The following is a 22771-nucleotide window of genomic DNA, read 5'->3' as shown; positions in this document are numbered from 1 at the left end:
ATTGTTGTTTGTTGATGCAGCACATTCGTAATTTTTCCATCATTGCCCACATTGACCATGGCAAATCCACCCTGGCGGATCGCTTGATCCAGCGCTGCGGGGGCCTGGCCGAACGCGAGATGGAGGCCCAGGTGCTGGACTCGATGGACATCGAGAAAGAGCGCGGTATCACCATCAAGGCGCAGACAGCCGCGTTGCAGTACAAGGCCAAGGATGGCCAGGTCTACAACCTGAATTTGATCGATACCCCCGGCCACGTGGACTTCTCCTACGAAGTGAGCCGCTCCCTGTCTGCCTGCGAAGGCGCGCTGCTGGTGGTGGATGCCTCGCAGGGCGTGGAGGCGCAGACTGTGGCCAACTGCTACACCGCGCTTGATCTGGGCGTGGAAGTGATGGCGGTGCTCAACAAGATGGATCTGCCCCAGGCTGATCCTGACAATGCCAAGGCTGAAATCGAGGACGTGATCGGGATTGACGCGAGCGATGCCATTCCGTGCTCGGCCAAGACCGGCATGGGTGTGGACGAGATTCTGGAGGCGGTGGTTGCGAAGGTGCCCGCACCCAAAGGCAGACCCGATGCCCCGCTGCGTGCGATGATCATCGACAGCTGGTTTGACAGCTATGTGGGCGTGGTGATGCTGGTGCGTGTGGTCGATGGCGAGCTGAAGAAGGGCGAGCGCTTCAAGATGATGGCCAGCGGCGCCGCCTACGAAGCCAACAACGTCGGTGTCTTCACCCCCGCCAACCAGCCACGCGAGTCGCTCAAGGCGGGCGAGGTGGGCTACATCATTGCCGGTATCAAGGAATTGAAGGCCGCCAAGGTGGGCGACACCATCACGCTGGAAAAGAAGCTCCCCAACAACCTGGGCCCGGCGAGCGAAGCGCTACCGGGCTTCAAGGAAATCAAGCCACAGGTGTTTGCAGGCCTTTACCCGACTGAGGCGTCCGAATACGACCAGCTGCGCGATGCGCTGGAAAAGCTGCAGCTCAACGATTCATCGCTGCAGTTCGAGCCTGAAGTGTCGCAGGCGCTGGGCTTTGGTTTCCGCTGCGGCTTTCTGGGCCTGCTGCACATGGAGATCGTGCAGGAGCGTCTGGAGCGCGAGTTTGATCAGGATCTGATCACCACTGCACCGAGCGTGGTCTACCAGGTGGTCAAGGGCGACGGCGAAGTCATCGATGTGGAAAATCCCTCGAAGATGCCGGAGACCGGTCGTATCGAAGAGGTGCGCGAGCCTATCGTGACGGTGCACCTGTACATGCCGCAGGATTATGTGGGCCCGGTCATGACCCTGGCCAACCAGAAGCGCGGTGTGCAGATGAACATGCAGTACCACGGCCGCCAGGTCATGCTGACCTACGAGATGCCGCTGGGCGAGATCGTTCTCGATTTCTTCGACAAGCTCAAGTCGGTGTCGCGTGGCTATGCCTCGATGGACTATGAGTTCAAGGAGTACCGCGCCTCCGACGTGGTCAAGGTCGATATTTTGCTCAATGGCGACAAGGTCGATGCACTGTCCATCATCGTGCACCGCTCGCAGTCGGTGTACCGAGGCCGGGCTGTGGTGGCCAAGATGCGCGAAATCATCAGCCGCCAGCAGTTCGACGTGGCCATTCAGGCTGCCATTGGTGCCAACATCATTGCACGAGAAACTGTCAAGGCGCTGCGCAAGAACGTGCTGGCCAAGTGCTATGGCGGCGACATCACCCGCAAGCGCAAGCTGCTCGAAAAGCAGAAGGCTGGTAAGAAACGCATGAAGCAGATCGGCTCGGTGGAAGTGCCGCAAGAGGCATTCCTCGCAATCTTGCAAGTGGAAGAATAATTCAGAGCAAATATGCCAATCCTGACGACACTGATTCTGGCCGCTTTTGTGGGCTATATGGGCGCCTGGTACTCGGGTGCCATTGAAGGCAATTTTGCGCTTTTGCTGCTTCTGGCCACTGTGGTGACCGGAGCCTACTGGCTGGCAGAGCGCTTCTATTTCTTGCCCAAGCGCCGTGCTGCTGCTGCTGCGCTTGAATCATCGGCGGCAGAGCGCAATGCGCAACTGGCTGCCCAGGGCATTCAGAAGGTAGATGGCCCGGATGTCGCAGAAGCCAAGACGCGGCTTCTGATGCAGCCCTGGTGGCTGGATTGGACCGCAGGTCTGTTCCCGGTCATTGCGGTGGTTTTCATCCTGCGCTCCTTTTTGTTCGAGCCATTCAAGATTCCATCGGGCTCGATGATTCCCACCCTGCAAGTGGGTGACCTGATTTTGGTCAATAAATTCACCTATGGGGTGCGCCTGCCGGTCCTCAACAAGAAGATCACCGAAGGCAATGCTCCCCAGCGTGGCGACGTGATGGTGTTCCGCTACCCACCCCAGCCCAGCATGGACTACATCAAGCGCGTAGTGGGTGTGCCCGGTGATGAAGTTGCCTACATCAACAAGCGGCTGACGATCAACGGCAAGCCTGTGCCAACCACCAACCAGCCTGATTACTTTGAGCAGGATGCGATGCGCTACTTCAAGCAGATCGAAGAGCAGTTGGGCGAGAAGACGCACAGATCCATCATCAACCCCGATGTGCCCAATTTCGTCCAGGGCGTGACCGATTTCAAGTACAAGGAAAACTGCCGTTATTCGGTGGAAGGCGTGGTCTGCAAGGTGCCAGAGGGCCATTACTTCATGATGGGGGATAACCGCGACAATTCGTTGGATTCCCGTTACTGGGGCTTTGTGCCAGACGCCAATATTGTGGGCAAAGCCTTTTTTGTCTGGATGAATTTCGGTAACATCAAGCGAATTGGATCATTTAACTAGAACAGCTTTTGAGAGGGAATGTTTATGCGAGCCATCCAACCCGCAACCCGTAGCCGCCAGCGCGGAATGTCATTCATTGGCTTGGTGCTCTGGGGTTTCATCATTGTGGCGTTGGCGATTGTGGGTAGCAAGGCCGTCCCGATCGTGATCGAGAACATGAACATCAAGAAGGCTGCCATCAAGGCCGCCCGGCAAGGGACAACCGTTCAGGAAGTCCGTGCCATTTATGCACGGGCACAGGCCATTGATGACATGACCTCGGTCAATGACAAGGATCTGGAAGTGGCCAAGGACCAGGAAGGCAAGATTGTGGTGTCGTATAGCTACGAGCGCGACATTCCGCTGTACGGGCCGGTGTACTTGGTCTTCCGTTTTAACGATAGTGTGAAATAGGTGGAATCAGAACTCAGCCGATTGCAGGAACGCCTGCAGTATTCTTTCTCGAACGGTGCGTTGCTGCAGCGAGCGGTAACGCACCGTAGTTTTTGTGCAGAGCACAATGAGCGCCTCGAATTTTTGGGCGACTCGGTTCTGGGGCTGGCGGTATCGACCATGCTGTTCCAGAAGCTCAAAACCACGCCCGAAGGCGATCTCTCGCGTATCCGTGCCAACCTCGTCAAGCAGGACACTCTGCACCAGATCGCCTTGCGGCTGGAGCTGGCCAAGGTGCTGCGCCTCGGAGAAGGCGAGTCCAAGTCCGGCGGGCGCGAGCGGCCCTCGATTCTGGCCGATGCGGTAGAAGCCATCATCGGAGCAGTGTATCTGGATGCTGGCTACACCCAGGCCGAAGCAATCGTGCACCATCTGTACGAGCGCGTCGAGATTTCCCAGCATATGCCTGCTGCTTCCAAAGATGCCAAGACGGCGCTGCAGGAGTGGCTGCAGGCGCGCAAGAAGTCGGTGCCTCTGTATGAGGTGACCGGCACCACGGGGGCAGCCCATGCGCAGACTTTCCATGTGGACTGCTCCGTGCCGGCCTTCCAGGCCAGGAGCCAGGGCGCGGGTCCGTCGCGCCGCGCAGCAGAGCAGGCGGCTGCCGCCATCATGCTGCAACAATTGCAAACCCAGCACCGCTGAGCTTTTATGACGTCTAAAAAAACACCTCCGCAAGGCACTGGCGCAGCGGATGCTTCCCAATTGCCATCGGGCCAGTCCATGGCAGATCTGGATGCGATGCTGGCTGCGGCCAAGCCTGGCTCGGCTGTGGCGCGTGCAGATGCCGCCGAGCCCGCCTCAGCCCCTGCCGGCCCCCAGCGTTGCGGCCTGATCGCCATCGTCGGCAAGCCCAATGTGGGCAAGTCTACCCTGATGAACGCTCTGGTTGGTCAGAAGATCTCGATCACCTCGCGCAAGGCGCAAACCACGCGGCACCGCATCACGGGCATCCGCAGCCGGGACAACACCCAGTTTGTGTTTGTCGACACACCGGGGTTCCAGACCAAGCATTCCACGGCATTGAACAAATCGCTGAACAAGACCGTCATGGGCGCGATTGGCGATGTGGATCTGATCCTGTTCGTGGTGGAGGCGGGCAGCTTCACGCTGGCCGATGCCAAGGTGCTGAGCCTGTTCAAGCCCGGCATTCCCACCTTGCTGATCGCCAACAAGCTCGATAACGTGCATCGCCGCCACGAGATCGCGCCCTGGCTGCAGGGCATGCAGGAGCGCCATCCATTTGCCGAATTCGTGCCCATGTCGGCCAAGAACAAGGGCGATATCGAGCGCCTGTTTGGTATCTGCGAGAAATACCTGCCCGAGCAGGACTGGTTCTACGGTGCAGATGAGCTGACCGACCGCAGCGAGAAATTTCTCGCCGCCGAAACCATCCGCGAAAAGCTGTTCCGCTTTACCGGTGATGAGCTGCCCTATACCTCTACCGTGGTCATCGACAAGTTCGACGAAGAGCCAAGCAAGGCGCATGGTCGCTTCATGCGCATTGCAGCGACGATCGTAGTGGAGCGCGACGGCCACAAGGCCATGGTGATCGGCGAAAAGGGCGAAAAGCTCAAGCGCATCAGCACCGAGGCACGGCAGGAGCTGGAAAAGCTCATGGGCGCCAAGGTGTTCCTCGAAGTATGGGTCAAGGTCAAATCCGGCTGGGCAGACGATGAGGCGCGCGTCAAATCCTTTGGTTACGAATAAGCACTGGTAGTTCTTATTTTTGAAAGGCTGTACAGCAGCTGTAGCCCAGCGCAGGCGCCCGCACCGCCTGTTTTGCATTGAATCCTGCGCTCTGTCCGCAAGCCCATGGCCGTCAAACGCGTCAACGACGAACCCGCCTTCATCCTCCATCGCTATGACTGGAGCGAATCCAGCCTGATCCTGGAGTGCTTCACGCGCCACCGCGGGCGCGTGGCGCTGGTGGCCAAAGGGGTGAAAAAGCCAACTTCCAGCTTTCGCCCGGTGCTGCTGGCGCTGCAGCCGCTCAAGCTCTCGTGGGGCATTGGGGGGGACGGCGCCGCCGACATCCACACGCTCAAAAGTGCGGAATGGGTGGGCGGCCACACCATGCCGGTGGGCGAAGGGTTGCTGTCTGGCCTGTACCTGAACGAGCTCTTGATGCGCCTTCTGGCGCGCGAAGACCCGTTTGCCAATCTGTTCGATATGTATGCCGGGGTGGTGCAGGTGTTGGCTACAGACCACGGAGAGGTGCTGGAGCCGGTATTGCGTGCTTTCGAGCTGCTGCTGTTGCGCGAGCTGGGCCACCTGCCGTCGCTGGCGGTACAGACCCTTTCTCTGCAGCCTGTGCGGGAGAAGGTGCACTATGTGCTGGTGCCCGAGGCGGGTCTGCGCGAAGCCACCCCGCATGACCGGGCCAGCCTCTCCGGCAGCCAGTGGCTGCAGCTGGAAGCCGCATTGCACACTGCAAATCCATACCCGCATGTCTTGAGGGCTTGCGTGTTGTGTGCGGGCGAGTTAAAAGCACAATTGCGTGCTGTGCTGCAACACCATTGCGGCCAGCCGGTACTGCGTACCCGCCAGTTGATGATGGACATCCAATCGCTATGACCACCCCCGTGAAAACCGCCTTGTCGGTCAACCTCAACAAGGTTGCCCTGATCCGTAATACCCGCCACCTGGGGATTCCAAGCGTCACCCGCGCTGCGCGCCTGTGCCTGGAAGCGGGTGCCCAGGGCATCACCGTGCACCCGCGCCCGGACGAGCGCCACATCCGCGCCGATGACGTGGAGAAACTGGCCGAGGTTGTTGCCACCTGGCCCGTGCCGCGCGAGTTCAACATCGAAGGCAATCCTTTCCACAACCTGATGGAGTTTGTGCGCAAGTACCGCCCGCACCAGGCCACCTTCGTGCCCGACGGCGAAGACCAGTTCACCAGCGACCATGGCTGGAGCTTTCCCCAGGATGCCGAACGCCTTCGCCCCCTGATTGCCGAATGCAAGGCGCTGGGCGTGCGCGTGAGCCTGTTCATGGACCCGATCCCCGAGCAGATGGCTGCCGCCAAGGCAGTCGGTGCCGACCGCGTGGAGCTGTACACCGAGCCCTATGCCGCAGCCTTTGGCACGCCAGAGCAGAGCGTGCAGATTCGGCAATACGCCGCAGCCGCGCAGGCGGCGCAGGCAGCAGGCCTGGGCGTGAACGCGGGGCACGACCTGAGCCTGCGCAACCTGACTCCGTTTGTAGCCAATGTGCCAGGCGTGCTCGAAGTCTCGATTGGTCATGCTTTCGTGACCGATGCGTTGGAGCTGGGCTACGCCGAAGCCGTGCGCGCCTACCTGCGGTCTCTCGCGGCGCGCCCAGATGGGGTGCTCCTGTAATCATAGCTATCTGCGCCCATTGATTGGGCGCTAGCGGCTGATTCTCTTCAGAACCATGATCTACGGCATTGGTACCGACATCTGCGATATCCGCCGCATTCGCGCCACCCTGGAACGCCAGGGCGAGCGTTTTGCCCACAAAGTGCTGGCAGAGGGCGAGCTGGCGACATGGCGGCGCCGTTCCGAGCGCTGGCCCGACCGGGGCGTGCGCTACCTTGCCACGCGCTTTTCTGCCAAGGAAGCCTTCAGCAAGGCCGTGGGGCTGGGCATGCGCATGCCCATGACCTGGCGCCACTGCGAAATCATCAATCTGGCAAGCGGCAAACCTGCCATTGCATTGCATGGTGAGTTGGCTACCTGGTTTGCTGCGCAAGGGCTTACGGCCCACATCACGGTGACTGATGAGGTCGATTACGCGGCCAGCTTTTGCGTGGTGGAAAAACTGTAGCAACACCGTCAATCCAAACTAAGCTAGACCCAAAGGCTGTTGGTACTTAACTGCCAAGCGCTGATAGCTATTGTTTTTATAGTATTTATTCACCTATATTTTTGCCCATGACCATGCACGCTCCACTGATCATCGATATTGCTGGCAAACAACTGACGGATGTGGACCGCAAGCGTCTGGCGCATCCGCTGGTTGGCGGCATCATTCTGTTCGCCCGCAACTGGGAAAACCGCTCCGCGCTGGTGCTGCTTTGCGCCGACATCAAGGCTGTCAAGCCAGACTTGCTGATCTGCGTCGATCACGAGGGCGGGCGCGTGCAGCGCTTTCGCTCGGACGGCTTCACGCACCTGCCGCCCATGCGCGCCTTCGGTCAGATGTGGATGGATGATGGCAAGGGTAGCAAGCACCGCGAGGGCAGCGGCGCCATGCGCGCCATGAACGCAGCCACTGCGGCGGGCTATGTGCTGGGTGCAGAGCTGCGCGCCTGTGGCGTGGATTTCAGCTTCACGCCGGTGCTCGATCTTGACTATGGCGAAAGCTCCGTCATCGGAGACCGCAGCTTCCACCGCGATCCGCGCGTGGTGGCGGCCCTGGCCAGGAGTCTGATGCATGGCCTGCTGCAGGCGGGCATGGGCAATTGTGGCAAGCATTTTCCCGGCCATGGCTTCGTCAAGGCCGATTCGCATGTCGACATTCCTGTCGATACGCGCAGCCTCTCCGCCATTCTGGCCGAAGACGCCGCGCCGTATCCCTGGCTGTCCAGCGCTCTCACGGCGGTAATGCCTGCCCATGTCATCTACCCCAAGGTCGACAAGCGTCCTGCAGGCTTCAGCGAAAAATGGCTCAAGGACGTGCTGCGCAGCCGCTTGCGCTATGACGGCGCCATCTTCAGCGACGACCTCAGCATGGAAGGCGCTCGCCGCATTGGTGGCAAGCTCATCGGCTACACCGATGCAGCCCTGGCGGCCCTGAATGCAGGCTGCGACATGGTGCTGCTGTGCAACCAGAGCCTGGGCCTGGGTGCGCATGTGGATGAACTGCTTGCCGGCATGGATGCCGCGCTGCAGGACGGCCGCTGGGTGCCCGATGCGGATTCCGAATCGCGCCGCCTGGCTCTGTTGCCTGACACAGAGCCCCAGGCCTGGGACGATCTGATGCATCAGCCGGCCTACCGCAATGCGCTGGATTTGCTGGTCTGATCTTTCTTAGGCTGCTACACCAGCCTCCTCGCGCACCCATTGCGCAAAACGAGCCAGCGCGCCCTGGGCGTCATCCGCATGGCGCTGGCGGGCCGAGGCAAAGGGCACCAGCCAGTAGCCATAGGGGCTGAGCGTGGGGTCGATGGGGGCGAGCGCCACGAGGCGTCCATCTGCCAGCATCGGCGCAATCAGCTCGTAGCGGCCAATCGCCACCCCCTGACCGGCAATGGCTGCCTGAATCACCTGGTCGTACTGGTTGTAGCGCAACATGCGCTGTGCGCTGCTGGGGGGTCAGCCCCGCGCCTGCAGCCAGCCGTGCCAGTGCAGCCAGGGGCGGTTGGGCAGGTCCAGCTCCAGCAGTACCTGGCTGGCGACTTGTGCCGATGTTTCCAGCCGTTGTATGTTCAACGAAGGGTGCGCCACAGGCACCAGTGATTCGCCGAACAGGCGCTGCGCACCGGCAGGAGCATCCTGTGCTGCGCAATAACGGATGGCCAGGTCAATGTCTGGTGTCTGCGGGCCATGCAGCCGGTTGTCTGCGGCCACGCGCACCTCCACATCGGGGCAGCGCTGTTGAAAGCGCCCCAGGCGCGGCAGCAACCATAGTGCGGTGATACCGATGCTGGCTGAGACGGTGACGCTGTGGCGCTGGCCCTGTGCGGCAATCTGCCCCAGCGTGTCGTGCAGCGCGCGCAGATGCTGGTCGGCACTTTGGTACAGGCGCTCGCCTGCGGCGGTGAACTCAATGCTGCGGTGTCCGCGCACCAGCAGGGCCACGCCCAGGGCTTGCTCCAGCTGGCGGATCTGCTTGCTGACGGCCGATTGGGTCAGGTACAGATCCTGGGCCGCCAGCGTGATGCTCATACGCTGGCCCACGACGATGAGGGTGCGCAGCAGATCCAGCGAAGGCAGGGTGGACAGTGGTTTTGACATTCCTTTAACTCATGTGATAGCCGACGAATATTCGTTTGAACATGCACCGGCAATGGCCTGTAATACGAGCACTCTAGCGCAAATTCTCGGCCTTTCATGTATCGTGAATCTTCGAATCGCTCTGCACCGCCAGTGGCCACTGTCCTCCCGGCGCCTTCTCTGTCGCCTCCATCTGCGCGCCAGGTTCACATTCCTGCCAGCGATGGGTATCTGCTGCAGGGGCAGTTCTGGCCCGCTGTAATGTCGCCACCCGCTGGGCTGCCAAGCCCCGAGCTACGCCCGGTGGTGGTGATCAATCCGGCTACCTCGGTTGCGGCTCGTTACTACCATCGCTTTGCCCGCTTTCTGCAACAGCAGGGTATGGATGTGCTCAGCTGGGATTACCGGGGCATCGGCCAATCGCGCCCAGCTTCACTGCGCGGGTTCGAGGCGGGCTGGCTGGTCTGGGGCGAGCGCGATTTTGAGGGCGTGCTGCAGTGGTTGCAGCAGCACTGCCCGGGCCAGCCGGTGGATGTGGTGGGGCACAGCGCAGGCGGCTTCATCAGCGGGCTGGCGGCGTCCGCGACCTGCCTGCGCAGGGTATGCACGGTGGCTGCGCAATTGGGTTACTGGGCAGATTTTGAACCGGCCCGGCGCTGGCGCATGGCCGCCAGATGGCAACTGGCCATGCCCTTGCTCACGGCAGTGTGCGGGTATTTTCCCGGTCAGCGCCTGGGGTGGCTGGAAGACACGCCCAGCGGTGTGGTGCAGGACTGGACGCAGCGCATGCGTCGCTACGAAAAAGCCTGGGACCAGGGCGGCCCTCCATCCTTGATGGCCGAGCGTGCCGCGCTGGTTGCTCGCACGACCCGGTTGACGGCGCCGATGCTGGCCATCAGCCTGGAAGACGATGCGTTTGGCACGGTGCCGGCCATCGAGCGCCTGCTGGGCTACTTTCCCGACAGCCCGCGCATCCATGTACGCCTGGCTCCACAAGCCATAGGCGCCACCGAGATCGGTCACTTCGCCTTCTTTCACAACCGCTTCGAGCACACGCTGTGGCCGCTGGCAGTGGCCTGGCTGCAAAGCGGCAGGCTGAGCGGCAGCGAGCCATGGACGCGCACCGATCTGCCAGCAGCCGCAAGCAGCGCAGCTCTCTGAGGACAACATGACAAACCATTCCACCCATTCCCCATCTCCCTTGCAGGACGAAGTCTGGCGCCGCCGCTGGCAACTGGTGCTGGCCGGCGGCATCATCATGGGCTGCGCATTGGGTATACGCCATGTGCAGGGGCTGTTGATGCAACCCGTCATTCTGGAGCGCGGCTGGAGCCGAGAGGAATTCGCCTGGGCTGTGGCGCTGCAGAACCTGGTATGGGGACTGGCCCAGCCTTTTACCGGCATGGTCGCCGACCGCTTTGGCGCTGTGCGGGTGATGCTGGCCAGCGCCGCATTGTATGCAGTGGGCCTGGTGTTGATGGCGCAATCGCAGAGTACATGGCTGCTGACCTGGGGCGATGGCGTCTTGGTGGGCATTGCCCTGTCGGGCACAGGCTTTGCCGTGGTCTATGGTGCACTCAGCCGCTTGTTTTCTCCGGCTCAGAGGCCCTGGGCACTGGGTGTGGCGGGTGCGCTGGGCGGCTTGGGCCAGTTTCTGATGGTGCCCCTGACCCAGAGCCTGTTGCTGCAGTGGCATTGGCAGCCGGTCGTGCTGGCACTGGCCGCCGTCATGGCTGTGGCGGCCCCGCTGGCATTGTTGCTGCGCCAGCGCACGCCCCCAGCGGCTGACGGGCGGGCAGCACCTGCCGAACCCGCTGAACCTGCCCAGAACATGCGTAGCGCGCTGCGTCAGGCTTTTGGCCACCAGGGGTTCTGGTTGCTCAATGCCGGCTTTCTGGCCTGTGGCTTTCAGCTTGCCTTCATTGCCGCGCATCTGCCTGCCTACCTGCTGGACCAGGGGCTGGGGGCGCGGGAGGCTGGTATCTGCCTGGCGCTGGTGGCCCTGGCCAATGTGCTGGGCACCTATGCCTGCAGTTGGACGGGCGGCTGGATGCGCCGCAAATATGCGCTGGCACTGCTGTACCTGGTGCGATCGGCCATCATGCTGTGGTTCGTGCTGACGCCGGTTTCTGCAGCCAGTGCCTATGTTTTTTCTGTGGCCATGGGTCTGCTGTGGCTGGGGACCGTGCCGCTCACCAACGGCCTGATCGCGCAGGTGTTTGGCGTGCGCTACCTCAGTACCTTGTTTGGCTTCGTGTTCTTTGGGCACCAGGTAGGGGGCTTTCTGGGCGCGTGGCTAGGCGGGATGGTCTACGACGCGACCCATTCGTACCTGTGGCTGTGGTGGGCCGCCATTGCCCTAGGTGTGCTTGCCGCATTGCTGCACTGGCCCATCAATGACGCGGCGCTGGGCGAGGTGCCCGCAAATCGGCTCGCGCCCATTGCGCGATGAAAGGGCGGGCCCGCATGCACAGTTGCATCAAAAAAATGGCTATGGCCAGCCTGCTGACAGGCTTGGCGGCAGGTGTATTGGCCTGGGCATGGCAAGCTTGGACGGCCCCGGAATCACTGATGCGCCTGCTCAATGGTTTTTCGCTGTGCAGCTAAGTGGCCATGCCATGCCGTCCCGCCAAGGCAACAGCGACAGATTTGGAATTTCCATATGACTTAAAAGTAGTATTGCATCGCTTTTTATAACCATAGAATTTATGACACAGTTTCGCCTGGTAGCGGAACAGAACAAGGAACGATGCAATGAAGACCGGTGTATGGGCTGCCACTGCGGCGGCGTTGGTATTGCTGACAGGCGTGGCAAAGGCAGATCTGCTGGCCGATATTCAAAAAAAGGGCGAGCTCGTGGTGGGCGTGCTGGGCACGGATGAGCCCAATAGCTTCATCGATCCCAAAACCCGCGAGCTGGTGGGCTACGACGTGGATCTGGGCAAGGCGGTTGCGCAGAAGATCGGCGTCAAGCCCGTGTTCAAACAACTGACCGTGGCGGCGCGCATTCCAGAGCTGCAGCAAGGCCATGTCGATCTGCTGGCTGCATCGCTCACCCACACCAAGGAGCGCGAAGCGCAGCTGGATTTCTCCATCACCACCTTTGTGACCGGTCAGACCGTGCTGGTCAAAAAGAGCAGCGGTATCAACGATGTGCCGGATCTCGCGGGCAAGCGTGTGGTGACCGTCAAGGGCGGCACGCAGGAGCCCAACACCAAGAAGGCCGTGCCCACCGCAACCGTCATCACCTTCGATACCGCACCGCAGGCCTTCCAGGCATTGCAGCAAGGCAAGGGAGCAGCCTTTGTCAACGACGACAAGAGCGTGGTGCGTGCCCTGGTGCAACTGGGCGACAACGGCAAAGATTACAAGATTCTGCCGTCCAACCTGAGCATCGAGCCTCTGGCGCTGGGCATCAAAAAGGGTGAGAGTGGATTGAAGCAGGCAGTGGACAGCACACTGCGTGAGCTGGAAGCCAGCGGCAAGGCCGAAGCTCTGTACGAGCAGTGGTACGGTCAGAAAAGCCCGCTCAAGATGCCCAAGCGCAATTTCAAGTTTGATAGCGATCAAGTGACTGATTGATCGCTGTGCGATGGTTCAGAAAAAGGCAAAGCGCTCCTTGCGGGCGCTTTGCCTTTGGCAAACCCGCAGACGAAGGACACGCCTGCCTCCGCCTCTGCCAATGGGTGCATGGTTCCGCGCTGTTGCGTGATCTGCACAGCCAAATTATGCGATGGCGCATTCCTGCGCGTAGGTGCAATATGTGCGTTTGCAGCATCATCGGGTTTGCGAGAGCGCCTGTCGCTCCTGGCCGCTGCTACAGTGTTCTGTGGACTGAAACCGGTACGCAAGGCCCATTCCTTGCACGGGTAGGGTATTCAGCGCCTCAGAAATGACAAGGGACAAGGAGCACTATGAAAAGGCGTGTGTGGGTGGCAGCATTGGCCAGCCTGGCATGGGTGGCTGGTGCGGCAAATGCAGACCAGTTGGCCGATATCCAGAAAAAAGGCGAGTTGATCATTGGCGTATACGGCTCCAGCGAGCCTTTCAGCTTCATCGATCCCCAAACCCGCGAGATGGTGGGCTACGAAGTGGACATCGGCAAGGCTGTCGCCCAGAAGCTCGGTGTCAAACCCGTCGTCAAGCAACTCAATCTGGCAGCCCGCATACCCGAATTGCAGCAAGGCCATGTCGATATCCTTGCTGCAGCCCTGACGCACAACAAGGAGCGCGAGGCGCTGGTGGATTTCTCTCTGACCACCTATGTCACCGGCCAGAAGGTCATGGTCAAGAAAACCAGTGACGTCAAGGACGTGCCGGATCTGGCAGGCAAGCGCGTGGTGACCGCCAAGGGCAGCACGATGGAGGTCAATATTCGCAAGGCAGTGCCTACTGCGGTCATCGTGACTTTTGACACCTCGCCCCAGGCCTTTGTGGCCCTGCAGCAAGGGAAGGCAGTGGGCTTTGTCAATGACGAGATCAGCCTGGTGCAGGCCAACTACGAGTTGGGCGAGCGCAGCAAGGACTACCGCGTGCTGCCGATGAACCTGAGCACCGAGCCATTGGCGCTGGGCATCAAGAAGGGCGAAGCCGGTTTCAAGAAGATGGTCGATGACCTCTTGCGTGAAATGGAGGCCAGCGGCGCCGCCAATGCCTTGTACGAAAAATGGTTTGGTCAGCAAAGCAAGCTGAAACTGCCAGCGCGCAGCTTCAAGTGGGACAGTGACAAGATCAGCGAATAAGTGAAACAACGCAACACAACAAGGAGTTGATATGAAAAGACGTGTATGGATTGCAGCCGTTGCCAGCCTGGTAGCGGCCAGTGGCATGGCACATGCCGACCAGGTGACCGATATCAAGAAGAAAGGCGAGCTGGTCGTGGGTGTGCTTGGTACGGACGAGCCCCTCAGCTTCATCGATCCCAAGACCCGCGAGCTGGCGGGCTATGACGTTGAGCTGGGCAAGGCTGTGGCGGCCAAGCTTGGCGTCAAGCCGGTGTTCAAGCAGATCACGCTGGCAGCGCGCATTCCGGAGCTACAGCAGGGCCATATCGACCTGCTAGCCGCGTCGCTCACGCACAACAAGGAGCGCGAGGCGCAGATCGATTTCTCGCTGACCACGTTTGTTGCGGGGCAAAAGGTGCTGGTCAAGGCGGGCAGTGGTATCAAGGATGTGCCTGATCTGGCTGGCAAGCGCGTATCGACGGCCAAGGGCAGCTCGATGGAAGTGAACATCAAGAACGCCGTGCCCACTGTGACCGTGGTGTCCTTTGACACTTCGCCACAGGCGCTGGTAGCGATGCAGCAGGGCAAGGTTGTCGCCTTTGTCAACGAAGACCAGAGCCTGGCACGCGCCCTGGTACAGATGGGTGACCAGCGCAAGGACTATGTGATGCTGCCGACCAGCATCAGCTCCGAGCCGCTGGCGCTGGGCATCAAGAAGGGCGAGGCAGGTCTCAAGAAGGTCGTGGACGACACCCTGCGCGAGCTGGAAGCCGGCGGCAAGGCAGAAGCCATGTACGAGCAATGGTTTGGCCAGCAAAGTGCCCTGAAACTGCCCAAGCGCAGCTTCAAGTTCGAGACCGACAAGATCGACTGAACGAGAACCAGCGCTGTGTATGACAAGGCGCTGCTCCCAGCGCCTTGTCATGTTTTTGGATATCTGAGATGACGACTTTTGATGTGCAGATGCTCTTGTCGGGCCAGTACCACGATATGTTGGTGGCAGGCTTCAAGATGTCGCTGCAGTATTTGTTCTATGCCTTCTGGATTGCGCTGCCACTCGGGCTGGTGATCGCTCTGTGCCGCCTGTCGCCATTCAAGGCACTGCGCTGGATCGGAGCCACCTATGTGGAGTTGATCCGCAGCATTCCACTGCTGGCGCATATGCTGTTCTGGTACTTTGGCGTGCCAGAGCTCTTGCCCACTGCCTGGAAGGAAGCGCTCTACGCCGGACCGGTTGAATCGATCTGCGCCGTGGTGGCCCTCGGGGTGTACACCGCAGCCTACATGGCAGAAGACATCCGCAGCGGCATCCGTGCCGTGCCTGCCGTGCAGATGGAAGCATCGCGGGCGCTGGGGCTGACCTACATGCGCACCATGCGCCTGGTAATACTGCCGCAGGCATTGCGCTTCACGGTGCCGCCCCTCATCTCGCAGACCCTGAACATGTGGAAGGGCACATCGATCGCCACCGTGATCGGTGCGGCCGAGATGATGTACCAGGCCGGGCAGGTGGAGAGCCAGTCCTTCCGCAGCTTTGAAGCCTTTGCATTTGCCAGTGTGGCTTACCTGGCCGTCTCACTGGTGATCACTTTTGCCGCCATCTGGTTCCAGCGCCGTTATCCGGTGCGCACGATGTAAGGGACGCAGATGCTGGAACTCATTCAAACCTATTGGTTGTATTTTCTGGTGGGGCAATACCCCAATGGCCCGCTGGGCGGCCTGGCGCTGACGTTGATTCTGGCCGTCATGGGCCTGCTGCTGTCGTTGCCGCTGGGGCTGCTGCTGGGCATGGCACGCATATCGCCATGGCGCATCGTGCGCTGGCCGGTCACCGCCCTGGTGTATGTGGTGCGTGGCACGCCGCTGCTGATGGTGGTGTTCTGGGCATACTTCTTCCTGCCCAGTGTCACGGGCCACAAGACCGATCAGTTCTGGACCATGCTGATCGCGCTGGTGATTTTTGACGCTGCGTATCTGGCCGAGATCGTGCGTGCCGGTATCCAGGGCCTGCCCAAAGGGCAGATGGAATGCGCGCGTTCACTCGGGCTGTCGTATTTCAAGGCCATGCGCACCGTGATCCTGCCGCAGGCACTGCGCAATTCACTGCCTTCGCTGGTCAACCAGTTCATCTCGACGATCAAGGAGACCTCGCTGGGCTACATCATCGGGCTGGCTGAGGTGACGTTCATCGCCACGCAGATCAACAGCCTGGTGTTCACCAAGCCCGCGCAGGTATTCGGCATTCTGGGCCTGACCTATTTCGTGCTGTGCTTCGGGCTGTCGCGTTTTGCATTTTGGATTGAGAAGCGGCTGGAGCGCAAAGGCTTGGGCAGCCGCCGTGTAGAGAAGGTAGCCGCATGATTGAGCTGAAGAACGTGAACAAGTGGTATGGCGATTACCACGCGCTGGTCGATGTCAACGAGACGATTCCCACCGGAGAGGTGGTGGTGGTGTGCGGCCCTTCGGGCTCGGGCAAATCCACGCTGATCCGCACCATCAACCGGCTGGAGGAGATCCAGTCCGGCACCATCTTGCTCGACGGGCAGGATGTGCATGACCCCAAATTGAATGTGAACCAGCTGCGCGCGGGCATCGGCTTCGTGTTTCAGCAGTTCAACCTGTTTCCGCACCTGACGGTGCTGGAGAACTGCACACTGGCTGCGGTGCAGCTCAAGAAGATGACGTCGGCCGAGGCCAAGGAGCGCGCGATGGAGCTGCTGCACCGCGTGGGGCTGGCCCACAAGGCAGAGGCAATTCCCAATCAGCTCTCCGGCGGCCAGCAGCAGCGGGTGGCGATTGCGCGTGCGCTCACGCTCAAGCCGCCAATCATGCTTTTCGACGAGCCCACCAGTGCGCTTGATCCCGAAATGGTGGGCGAGGTGCTGCTGGTGATGCGCGATCTGGCCAAGGACGGCATGACCATGGTCTGCGTGACGCACGAGATGGGCTTTGCCCGAGAGGTGGCCGATCAGGTCATCTTCATGGACCAGGGCGCCGTGCTGGAACGCGCCAGACCCGAAGATTTTTTCCTGCGCCCACAACACCCGCGTACCCAGAAATTCCTGGCAGACATTCGCTCGCCGTTCGACAAAACCTGAGCACTGCATTGTCTGCAACCGCATCCCCATGACGACCGAGATTGTTTCCTCTTCCGCGGCGAGCCTGCCGGTGATTGATATTGCGGCGCTGGTCCATCCTGATGCCGATGATGCGGCGCGCGCAGCAGTGGCGCATGCGATGGGCAGCGCCTGCCGCGAGCACGGTTTTTTCTACATTCGCCACCATGGCGTTCCGCAGGATCTGATTGACCGCCTGCATGCCTTGAGCCAGGCGTTTTTCAGCTGGCCCGAAGAGAGCAAGATGCAATGGCGCATGGCTTTGGGCGGCCGCGCATGGCGCGGATATTTCAAGGTTGGAGGCGAGCTGACCTCGGGCCTGCCCGATTGGAAGGAGGGCCTGTATCTGGGCACCGAGCTCCCAGCCACGCATCCCCTGGTACAGGCCGGAACGCCCGTGCACGGCCCTAATCTGTTTCCCGAACTGGAGGGCTATCGCGAAGCCATTTTGCAGTACATGGAGGCGGTCACGCAGGTGGGGCACCGCGTGATGGAGGGCATCGCACTGAGCCTGGGCTTGCCGGTCAGCTATTTCTCACAGCGCTACACCGCCGATCCGCTGGTGCTGTTCCGCATCTTCAACTATCCGAGCATGGATGTGCCTGCGGGTGTGGATGCGCCTTGGGGCGTTGGCGAGCATACCGACTACGGGCTGCTGACCATTCTGTACCAGGACCGGATCGGGGGCCTGTCCGTGCACACGCCGAGCGGGTGGGTGGATGCGCCGCCGTTGCCTGGCACCTTTGTCTGCAACATCGGCGATATGCTCGACCGCATGACGGGTGGCCTCTACAAATCCACGCCGCACCGCGTCCGGCGTAACACGTCGGGTACCGACCGCCTGTCGTTTCCGCTGTTCTTCGATCCGAACTTTGAAGCGCGCGTGCGGCGCATCGAAGGGCTGGCTGGCGCACCCGCGCGCGACGACAGCAGCGAGCGCTGGGACAAGGCCAATGTGCACGCGTTCAATGGCCGCTATGGTGACTATCTGCTTGCCAAGGTATCCAAGGTGTTTCCCGAACTCAAGGACGAGGTGCTGTAGCCATGCACGGTATTGCCCGCACCAGGTAGTACTGCCAACACACAAGAAGCCTGCGCATCGGCAGGCTTTTTTTGTGTGCGAGTGAAGCGCTGTCGGCTACGCAACCGCGCCGATACCTAGCGCCGCCACGATCAGGAAGATCACGGTGATCACGATAAAGATATAGAACAGAATTTTCGCAATCCCTGCAGCGCCCGACGACAAGCCGGTAAAACCGAAAACGCCAGCGACCAGCGAGATCACTGCAAAGATAATGGCCCACTTGAGCATACAAACCTCCTGTGCAATGGAATGCACTGAGCTTATGTGTTGGCTGGCGCTGTCTGCGTGAGGCGATGGGGAGTATGTCGGTAGGTGTGTGCTGACAGATGGTGCGGAGAGATGGCCGGTGAGGCGGGAGCCCCAGGCTCAAGGCGCAGGAGAAGGCAAAGACGTGTTTGCCGCGACCGCAGGCGCTTCGGATGCCTCGACGGTCTCGGTTGGCAGCGGCTGCGGTGGCGCGTCTGTCCAGCGGCGCACCACTTTCTGAAAGACGTGCGTGTTCGGAATCTGCAGAACGATGCGGTGCGCCGGGCCCGCAGAAAAGTCTTCAAGCGTGGTGTAGAGCATATTGATGTCGACCACGCGGCCTTTGGCTCCCGGCTTGTCCAGCGCATCCAGCACTTCGATGTAGTCGCCCAGGCGGTAGGGCCGGACGGTGAAGATGAGCAGCGCACAGAAGAAATTGGACAGCACGCTCCAGGCGGCAAAGAACGCCACGGCGCCGACGGCGGCAAAGCCTGAGAAAGCCGTCCACAGCACGGTGGCGCTTACCCCCAGCCGCTCCAGAATCAGCAAGATGGTGCCTCCGATGATCAGCCAGCGCACCAGACCTTTGACGGGCACCACCAGCTCCAGCGGCCATTTGTAGTGCGCCGCCGCACGGTTGATGAGCTTGCGGGTGAGGTAGTGCAGTGCAATCGACAGCAGCAGAATCAGTGCAATCTGAATGGCAGGAACAATGATGTCCATCCATTCGGCGGCCCAGGTAGGGATCAGTGCTTTGAATCGGTACATGGCAAAGGAATCAGAGAGGGGCTGCCGCTACAAAGGCTTTACAACGGGACAGCCAGGATGGCATGGCTGCAATCCGCGCTGATGCGGGCGATGGAGCGAACGCCCGGAGCGATCGGCGGGAAGGCAAGAACGCACACTCACGCTACGGGCAGAGCGGTATTGTGGGCACGGCTGGCCTCGTCGTGCCAGTCCACCAGCGGCTGGGCTTCGAGCGCAATTCTGGCTTCGCCCAGTTGGCTGACGAACTGGCAGGCGCTGTACTGCGCTGCCTTGTTGTCGTACTCACGACTCCAGCGTTCGCGGTCTGCCCTGTGCTTGTCATCGGCAGGCCAGCGCCTGACCTGCGGGCTGGGACCGCCCATGTCCATTCGCCAGGGTTTGCCGCTGACACGGGCGCGAAAGCACTGCTGCTGCGTGCACAGCCGTTGGTACAAAGGGTCTACCTGCAGCGCGGAAAACAATGCCTGCACGTCGGCATCGGCCGGCTGCATAGGCTTGTGGGTGACGATGACGCGCAAGCCCTTGGGCGTGCTGTAGATGCGCAGCCCCCAATCGGGGTGCTTCTCGGAGAAATGGGTGATGCGCTGGATGGCGGCTTCGCGCGGATCAGCCCGCTTGGCGGCGTCCTGGCGGGCTGCGAGCCAGCGCCTGAACCACAGCACCAGCACCAGCGCGGCAAGTGCGAGGGATGCCCACGCCACCGCACTCCAGCCCTGGGACTGCATCAGAAACCACCAGCCCATTGCCACTACGGCCAGCGTGCCCAAAGGTCGCAGGCTCGGTGGAGGCGCTTCCCTCGGATAGTCAACATCGGCAATGGCAACATGGGGTGTATTGAGGCAGTGCGCGCCATAGCTGTTGCGCGTCATGACGGTCTCGCCGCGCTGCTCCAGTATCTCTTCGCGGATCGGGGTCTCGCCGTTGAGGCCGTATTCATTGAGGCGTTCCATCCGCCGAAAATGTCCATCCAGATTGCGCAGCTTGGGGGCGGCAAGTGCCTGATCCAGTGCCGCCTGCGCGCGCTCGCGGGCATGGGCTTCTGCTGCTTGCTGGCTTTCGTCTGACCAGCCCCAGCGCTGCACGGTCACACCGTGGCGCATACCGGTCTCGTGGCGCAGCCGTGTCTGCGCCCAGTAGTGTGGAATCTGCATGGCCGCCAGTATATCGGCCTGCCTGCTGGGGATTGTGTGGCACCCCGGCTGGCGGGTGCCCACGGCTGCAGCAGATAATTGATGAAAAAAAGCTGCCAGTGCTTTTTGATCAAGCACTGGCAGCTATTGTTCTGAAAGCGTGCCGGGGCACGCTGTGCCTTACTGTTCGCGGCGCAGTGCCGGGAACAGGATGATGTCGCGGATGCTGGCGCTGTCGGTCAGCAGCATCATGAAGCGGTCGATGCCAATGCCGCAGCCGCCAGTAGGAGGCATGCCATATTCCAGAGCGCGCACGAAGTCGTGGTCGTAGTACATGGCTTCGTCGTCGCCACCATCCTTGGCTGCAACCTGGGCATTGAAGCGGGCCGCCTGGTCTTCGGCGTCATTGAGCTCGGAGAATCCATTGCCGAATTCGCGGCCGGTGATGTACAGCTCGAAACGCTCGGTCACCTCGGGGCGCTCATCATTGGCGCGCGCCAGTGGGCTGATTTCGGTGGGGTGCTCCATGATGAAGGTCGGGTTCCACAGCTTTTCCTCGACCACCTCTTCAAAGTAGAGCACCTGCAGGCTGGCCAGTGAGCGGGTGGACAGCTTGTCCTTGTCCTCTTTCATGCCCAGCTTCTTCAAGGCATTGGTCAGCCACTCACGGTTGCCCACGTTCTCGCCTGCATCGGTGTATTTGACGATGGCTTCGGTGATGGTGAGGCGCTCAAAGGGCTTGGCCAGGTCAACCGGCTTGCCGCCATAGGTGAGCTCCAGCGTGCCCACGGCCTTCATGGCAGCGTCGCGGATGAGCTGCTCAGTGTAGTCCATCAGGTCGCGGTAGTTCCAGTAGGCCGCGTAGAACTCCATCATCGTGAACTCGGGGTTGTGGCGTACCGAAATACCTTCGTTGCGGAAGTTTCGGTTGATCTCGAACACGCGCTCGAACCCGCCCACGATCAGGCGTTTGAGGTACAGCTCGGGCGCAATGCGCAGAAACATGTCCTGGTCCAGCGCATTGTGGTGGGTGATGAATGGCTTGGCATTGGCGCCGCCAGGTATGGGGTGCAGCATGGGTGTTTCCACCTCCAGAAAGCCGTGTTCGACCATGAATTCACGGATACCCGCCACGGCCTTGCTGCGCGCCACAAAGCGCTTGCGCGCGTCGTCATCGGTCATCAGGTCGACATAGCGCTGGCGCACCTTCTGTTCCAGATCGGCCATGCCATGGAATTTGTCCGGCATGGGGCGCAGGCTCTTGGTGAGCATGCGGATCTTGGAGACCTTGAGCGACAGCTCGCCGGTCTTGGTCTTCATGAGCGTGCCTTCGGCGCCGATGATGTCGCCCAGGTCCCACTTCTTGAAATCGGCGTAGGCTTCTTCGCCCACGGCATCGCGCGTCACATACAGCTGGATGCGGCCGGTTGCATCCTGCACGGTGGCAAAGCTGGCCTTGCCCATCACGCGCTTGAGCATCATGCGGCCGCCTACGCTCACGGCTACGGCCTGGGCTTCCAGTGCTTCTGCCTCGGTGGCGTCATGCGCGGCAATCAAGGCCGCTGCACGGTCTGCAGGCTTGAAGTCGTTGGGGAAGGCCACACCCTTGCCTTCGCGCTGTGCCTCGCGCAGGGCTTTGAGTTTTTCGCGGCGCTCGGCAATCAGTTTGTTTTCGTCCAGCGCAACCGGCGCTGTCTCTGGAGTGGTGTGGTTTTCAGACATGAAGCAAGCCAGCATTGCGCTGGTAATCGGCCAAAACCCGTCATTTTAAGTTTTTTGGCAGCGCCTGCACCTGCCAAAACCGGAGTGCCCGACTGGGGTGCGGCTTTTGATGCCGCTGCGAGAGGGGTTTTGCGTGCCTTTCTTGTCACGATCCGCATAAAATAGGACAGTATTGCCCGTATTCATTGGGTTTTTAGCTTCTCTTTGTATAGCAATCAGGGCTTTGCCCTTGTGGGATACCCATGCTTCATCAGATATTGTCGTTGTTGCTCAATGTGGTCGGTGGTCTGCTGACCGGAGCATGTCTGTTGCGCTGGTACATGCAGCACCAGCGTGTCTCGTTCAACAATCCGCTGGGCCAATTGGTATTGGCGCTCACCAGTTGGCTGGTGTTGCCCTTGCGCAAGGTCACCAAGGCTTTGCCAGGTGGCGACTGGGCCAGTGTGCTGGGGGCGTGGCTGGTGCAATTGGTGCAGTTCCTGTTGCTGTGGCTGGTGGGCGGTGGCGTGGCGTCGGTGGCTGCCGTGTTTGTGGTGGCTACCATTGGCGTGGCCAATATCGCCATCTCCAGCATGGTGGTGATTTTGCTGGTGCACTGCGTGCTGTCCTGGCTGTCTACAGGCAATGCTGTCATTCAGGCGGTGTTCTACCAGCTCACCGCTCCGCTGCTACGGCCGCTGCGCAAGGTCATTCCGCTGGTGGGAGGGGTGGATCTGTCGCCCATTGTGCTGATGGTGCTGCTCCAGATCGTGGCCATCGTGCTGGCCAATGTGCAGTCGCAGCTGTTGATGGCCATGTAGTGGGGCTGTGGCGGTGCAAAGGCCGCCTGCAAGGCTCAAAAA

General features: G+C 60.7%; 23 protein-coding genes and 1 pseudogene. 19 read left to right on the top strand and 5 right to left on the bottom strand.

The features are described 5' to 3' along the window. Window positions 1–14 precede the first annotated feature (14 nt). The 9 genes from lepA (at window position 15) to nagZ (ending at window position 8227) form a co-directional block, all read left to right on the top strand. Complete coding sequence (gene lepA, locus HNP33_RS06685; protein ID WP_184706710.1) at window positions 15–1823, top strand: translation elongation factor 4; 1809 nt, start codon at window positions 15–17, stop codon at window positions 1821–1823. Between the two features lie 12 nt (window positions 1824–1835). Further along, on the top strand, window positions 1836–2804 hold the full coding sequence (gene lepB / locus HNP33_RS06680; protein ID WP_184706713.1) for a signal peptidase I: 969 nt from the start codon (window positions 1836–1838) through the stop codon (window positions 2802–2804). A gap of 24 nt (window positions 2805–2828) precedes the next feature. After that, a complete protein-coding gene (locus HNP33_RS06675; RefSeq protein WP_184706714.1) occupies window positions 2829–3197 on the top strand; it encodes a DUF4845 domain-containing protein in 369 nt (122 codons plus the stop codon). Beyond that, a complete protein-coding gene (rnc, locus tag HNP33_RS06670) occupies window positions 3198–3881 on the top strand; it encodes a ribonuclease III (protein WP_184706716.1) in 684 nt (227 codons plus the stop codon). A gap of 78 nt (window positions 3882–3959) precedes the next feature. After that, window positions 3960–4946 (top strand): GTPase Era, encoded by a 987-nt coding sequence (gene era, locus HNP33_RS06665; RefSeq protein ID WP_184706835.1) that lies wholly within the window; start codon window positions 3960–3962, stop codon window positions 4944–4946. 105 nt (window positions 4947–5051) lie between these two features. After that, window positions 5052–5813 carry a DNA repair protein RecO gene (recO, locus tag HNP33_RS06660; RefSeq protein WP_184706718.1) on the top strand — a complete coding sequence of 254 codons (762 nt, stop codon included), beginning with the start codon at window positions 5052–5054 and terminating at the stop codon, window positions 5811–5813. After that, window positions 5810–6580 carry a pyridoxine 5'-phosphate synthase gene (locus tag HNP33_RS06655; protein ID WP_184706720.1) on the top strand — a complete coding sequence of 257 codons (771 nt, stop codon included), beginning with the start codon at window positions 5810–5812 and terminating at the stop codon, window positions 6578–6580. Before recO ends, HNP33_RS06655 begins: the two co-directional genes overlap by 4 nt. Before the next feature lie 55 nt (window positions 6581–6635). Continuing rightward, window positions 6636–7028: a holo-ACP synthase gene (acpS, locus tag HNP33_RS06650; RefSeq protein WP_184706722.1), complete on the top strand. Its 393-nt coding sequence runs from the start codon at window positions 6636–6638 to the stop codon at window positions 7026–7028. 107 nt (window positions 7029–7135) lie between these two features. Beyond that, window positions 7136–8227 carry a beta-N-acetylhexosaminidase gene (gene nagZ / locus HNP33_RS06645; RefSeq protein ID WP_184706724.1) on the top strand — a complete coding sequence of 364 codons (1092 nt, stop codon included), beginning with the start codon at window positions 7136–7138 and terminating at the stop codon, window positions 8225–8227. Between the two features lie 6 nt (window positions 8228–8233). Here nagZ and HNP33_RS06640 read toward each other — a convergent pair. Continuing rightward, window positions 8234–9160 (bottom strand): annotated as a pseudogene (locus HNP33_RS06640) (LysR substrate-binding domain-containing protein). Window positions 9161–9292: 132 nt separating this feature from the next. On the opposite strand from HNP33_RS06640, the gene HNP33_RS06635 reads away from it, so the two are divergent. From HNP33_RS06635 to HNP33_RS06595, 9 genes are all read left to right on the top strand, one after another. After that, window positions 9293–10300 (top strand): alpha/beta fold hydrolase, encoded by a 1008-nt coding sequence (locus tag HNP33_RS06635; protein ID WP_325064914.1) that lies wholly within the window; start codon window positions 9293–9295, stop codon window positions 10298–10300. A 7-nt stretch (window positions 10301–10307) separates the two neighbouring features. Beyond that, window positions 10308–11591: an MFS transporter gene (locus HNP33_RS06630; RefSeq protein WP_184706726.1), complete on the top strand. Its 1284-nt coding sequence runs from the start codon at window positions 10308–10310 to the stop codon at window positions 11589–11591. Window positions 11592–11893: 302 nt separating this feature from the next. Further along, window positions 11894–12721, top strand: a complete 828-nt coding sequence (locus tag HNP33_RS06625) for an ABC transporter substrate-binding protein (RefSeq protein WP_184706728.1) — start codon at window positions 11894–11896, stop codon at window positions 12719–12721. A 332-nt stretch (window positions 12722–13053) separates the two neighbouring features. Next, window positions 13054–13881, top strand: coding sequence for an ABC transporter substrate-binding protein (locus HNP33_RS06620; protein ID WP_184706730.1), 828 nt, complete (start codon window positions 13054–13056; stop codon window positions 13879–13881). A 31-nt stretch (window positions 13882–13912) separates the two neighbouring features. Next, window positions 13913–14737, top strand: a complete 825-nt coding sequence (locus tag HNP33_RS06615) for a transporter substrate-binding domain-containing protein (protein ID WP_184706732.1) — start codon at window positions 13913–13915, stop codon at window positions 14735–14737. A gap of 68 nt (window positions 14738–14805) precedes the next feature. Then, window positions 14806–15501, top strand: coding sequence for an amino acid ABC transporter permease (locus HNP33_RS06610; RefSeq protein ID WP_184706734.1), 696 nt, complete (start codon window positions 14806–14808; stop codon window positions 15499–15501). Between the two features lie 9 nt (window positions 15502–15510). After that, window positions 15511–16224, top strand: a complete 714-nt coding sequence (locus tag HNP33_RS06605) for an amino acid ABC transporter permease (RefSeq protein ID WP_184706736.1) — start codon at window positions 15511–15513, stop codon at window positions 16222–16224. Then, complete coding sequence (locus HNP33_RS06600) at window positions 16221–16961, top strand: amino acid ABC transporter ATP-binding protein (RefSeq protein WP_184706738.1); 741 nt, start codon at window positions 16221–16223, stop codon at window positions 16959–16961. Before HNP33_RS06605 ends, HNP33_RS06600 begins: the two co-directional genes overlap by 4 nt. Window positions 16962–16989: 28 nt before the next feature. Further along, window positions 16990–18021: an isopenicillin N synthase family dioxygenase gene (locus tag HNP33_RS06595; protein WP_184706740.1), complete on the top strand. Its 1032-nt coding sequence runs from the start codon at window positions 16990–16992 to the stop codon at window positions 18019–18021. Between the two features lie 96 nt (window positions 18022–18117). Here HNP33_RS06595 and HNP33_RS06590 read toward each other — a convergent pair whose 3' ends face one another. From HNP33_RS06590 to lysS, 4 genes are all read right to left on the bottom strand, one after another. Then, the gene (locus tag HNP33_RS06590; RefSeq protein WP_184706742.1) at window positions 18118–18291 is read right to left on the bottom strand and encodes a DUF1328 domain-containing protein; all 174 of its coding nucleotides are present in this window, start codon (window positions 18289–18291) and stop codon (window positions 18118–18120) included. 138 nt (window positions 18292–18429) lie between these two features. Continuing rightward, entirely contained in the window at window positions 18430–19077 is a 648-nt protein-coding gene (locus HNP33_RS06585) for a mechanosensitive ion channel family protein (RefSeq protein WP_184706744.1), read from the bottom strand. Between the two features lie 137 nt (window positions 19078–19214). Further along, window positions 19215–20228, bottom strand: coding sequence for a hypothetical protein (locus HNP33_RS06580; protein WP_184706746.1), 1014 nt, complete (start codon window positions 20226–20228; stop codon window positions 19215–19217). A 159-nt stretch (window positions 20229–20387) separates the two neighbouring features. Continuing rightward, the gene (gene lysS / locus HNP33_RS06575; protein ID WP_184706748.1) at window positions 20388–21929 is read right to left on the bottom strand and encodes a lysine--tRNA ligase; all 1542 of its coding nucleotides are present in this window, start codon (window positions 21927–21929) and stop codon (window positions 20388–20390) included. A gap of 242 nt (window positions 21930–22171) precedes the next feature. Between lysS and HNP33_RS06570 the strand changes: the two genes are divergently transcribed. Further along, on the top strand, window positions 22172–22729 hold the full coding sequence (locus HNP33_RS06570; protein WP_184706750.1) for a YggT family protein: 558 nt from the start codon (window positions 22172–22174) through the stop codon (window positions 22727–22729). Window positions 22730–22771 lie beyond the last annotated feature (42 nt).

It is taken from the genome of Comamonas odontotermitis (assembly GCF_014207855.1).
Taxonomy (GTDB): domain Bacteria; phylum Pseudomonadota; class Gammaproteobacteria; order Burkholderiales; family Burkholderiaceae_C; genus Comamonas; species Comamonas odontotermitis_A.
This window is presented reverse-complemented; position numbering and strand designations above follow the sequence as displayed.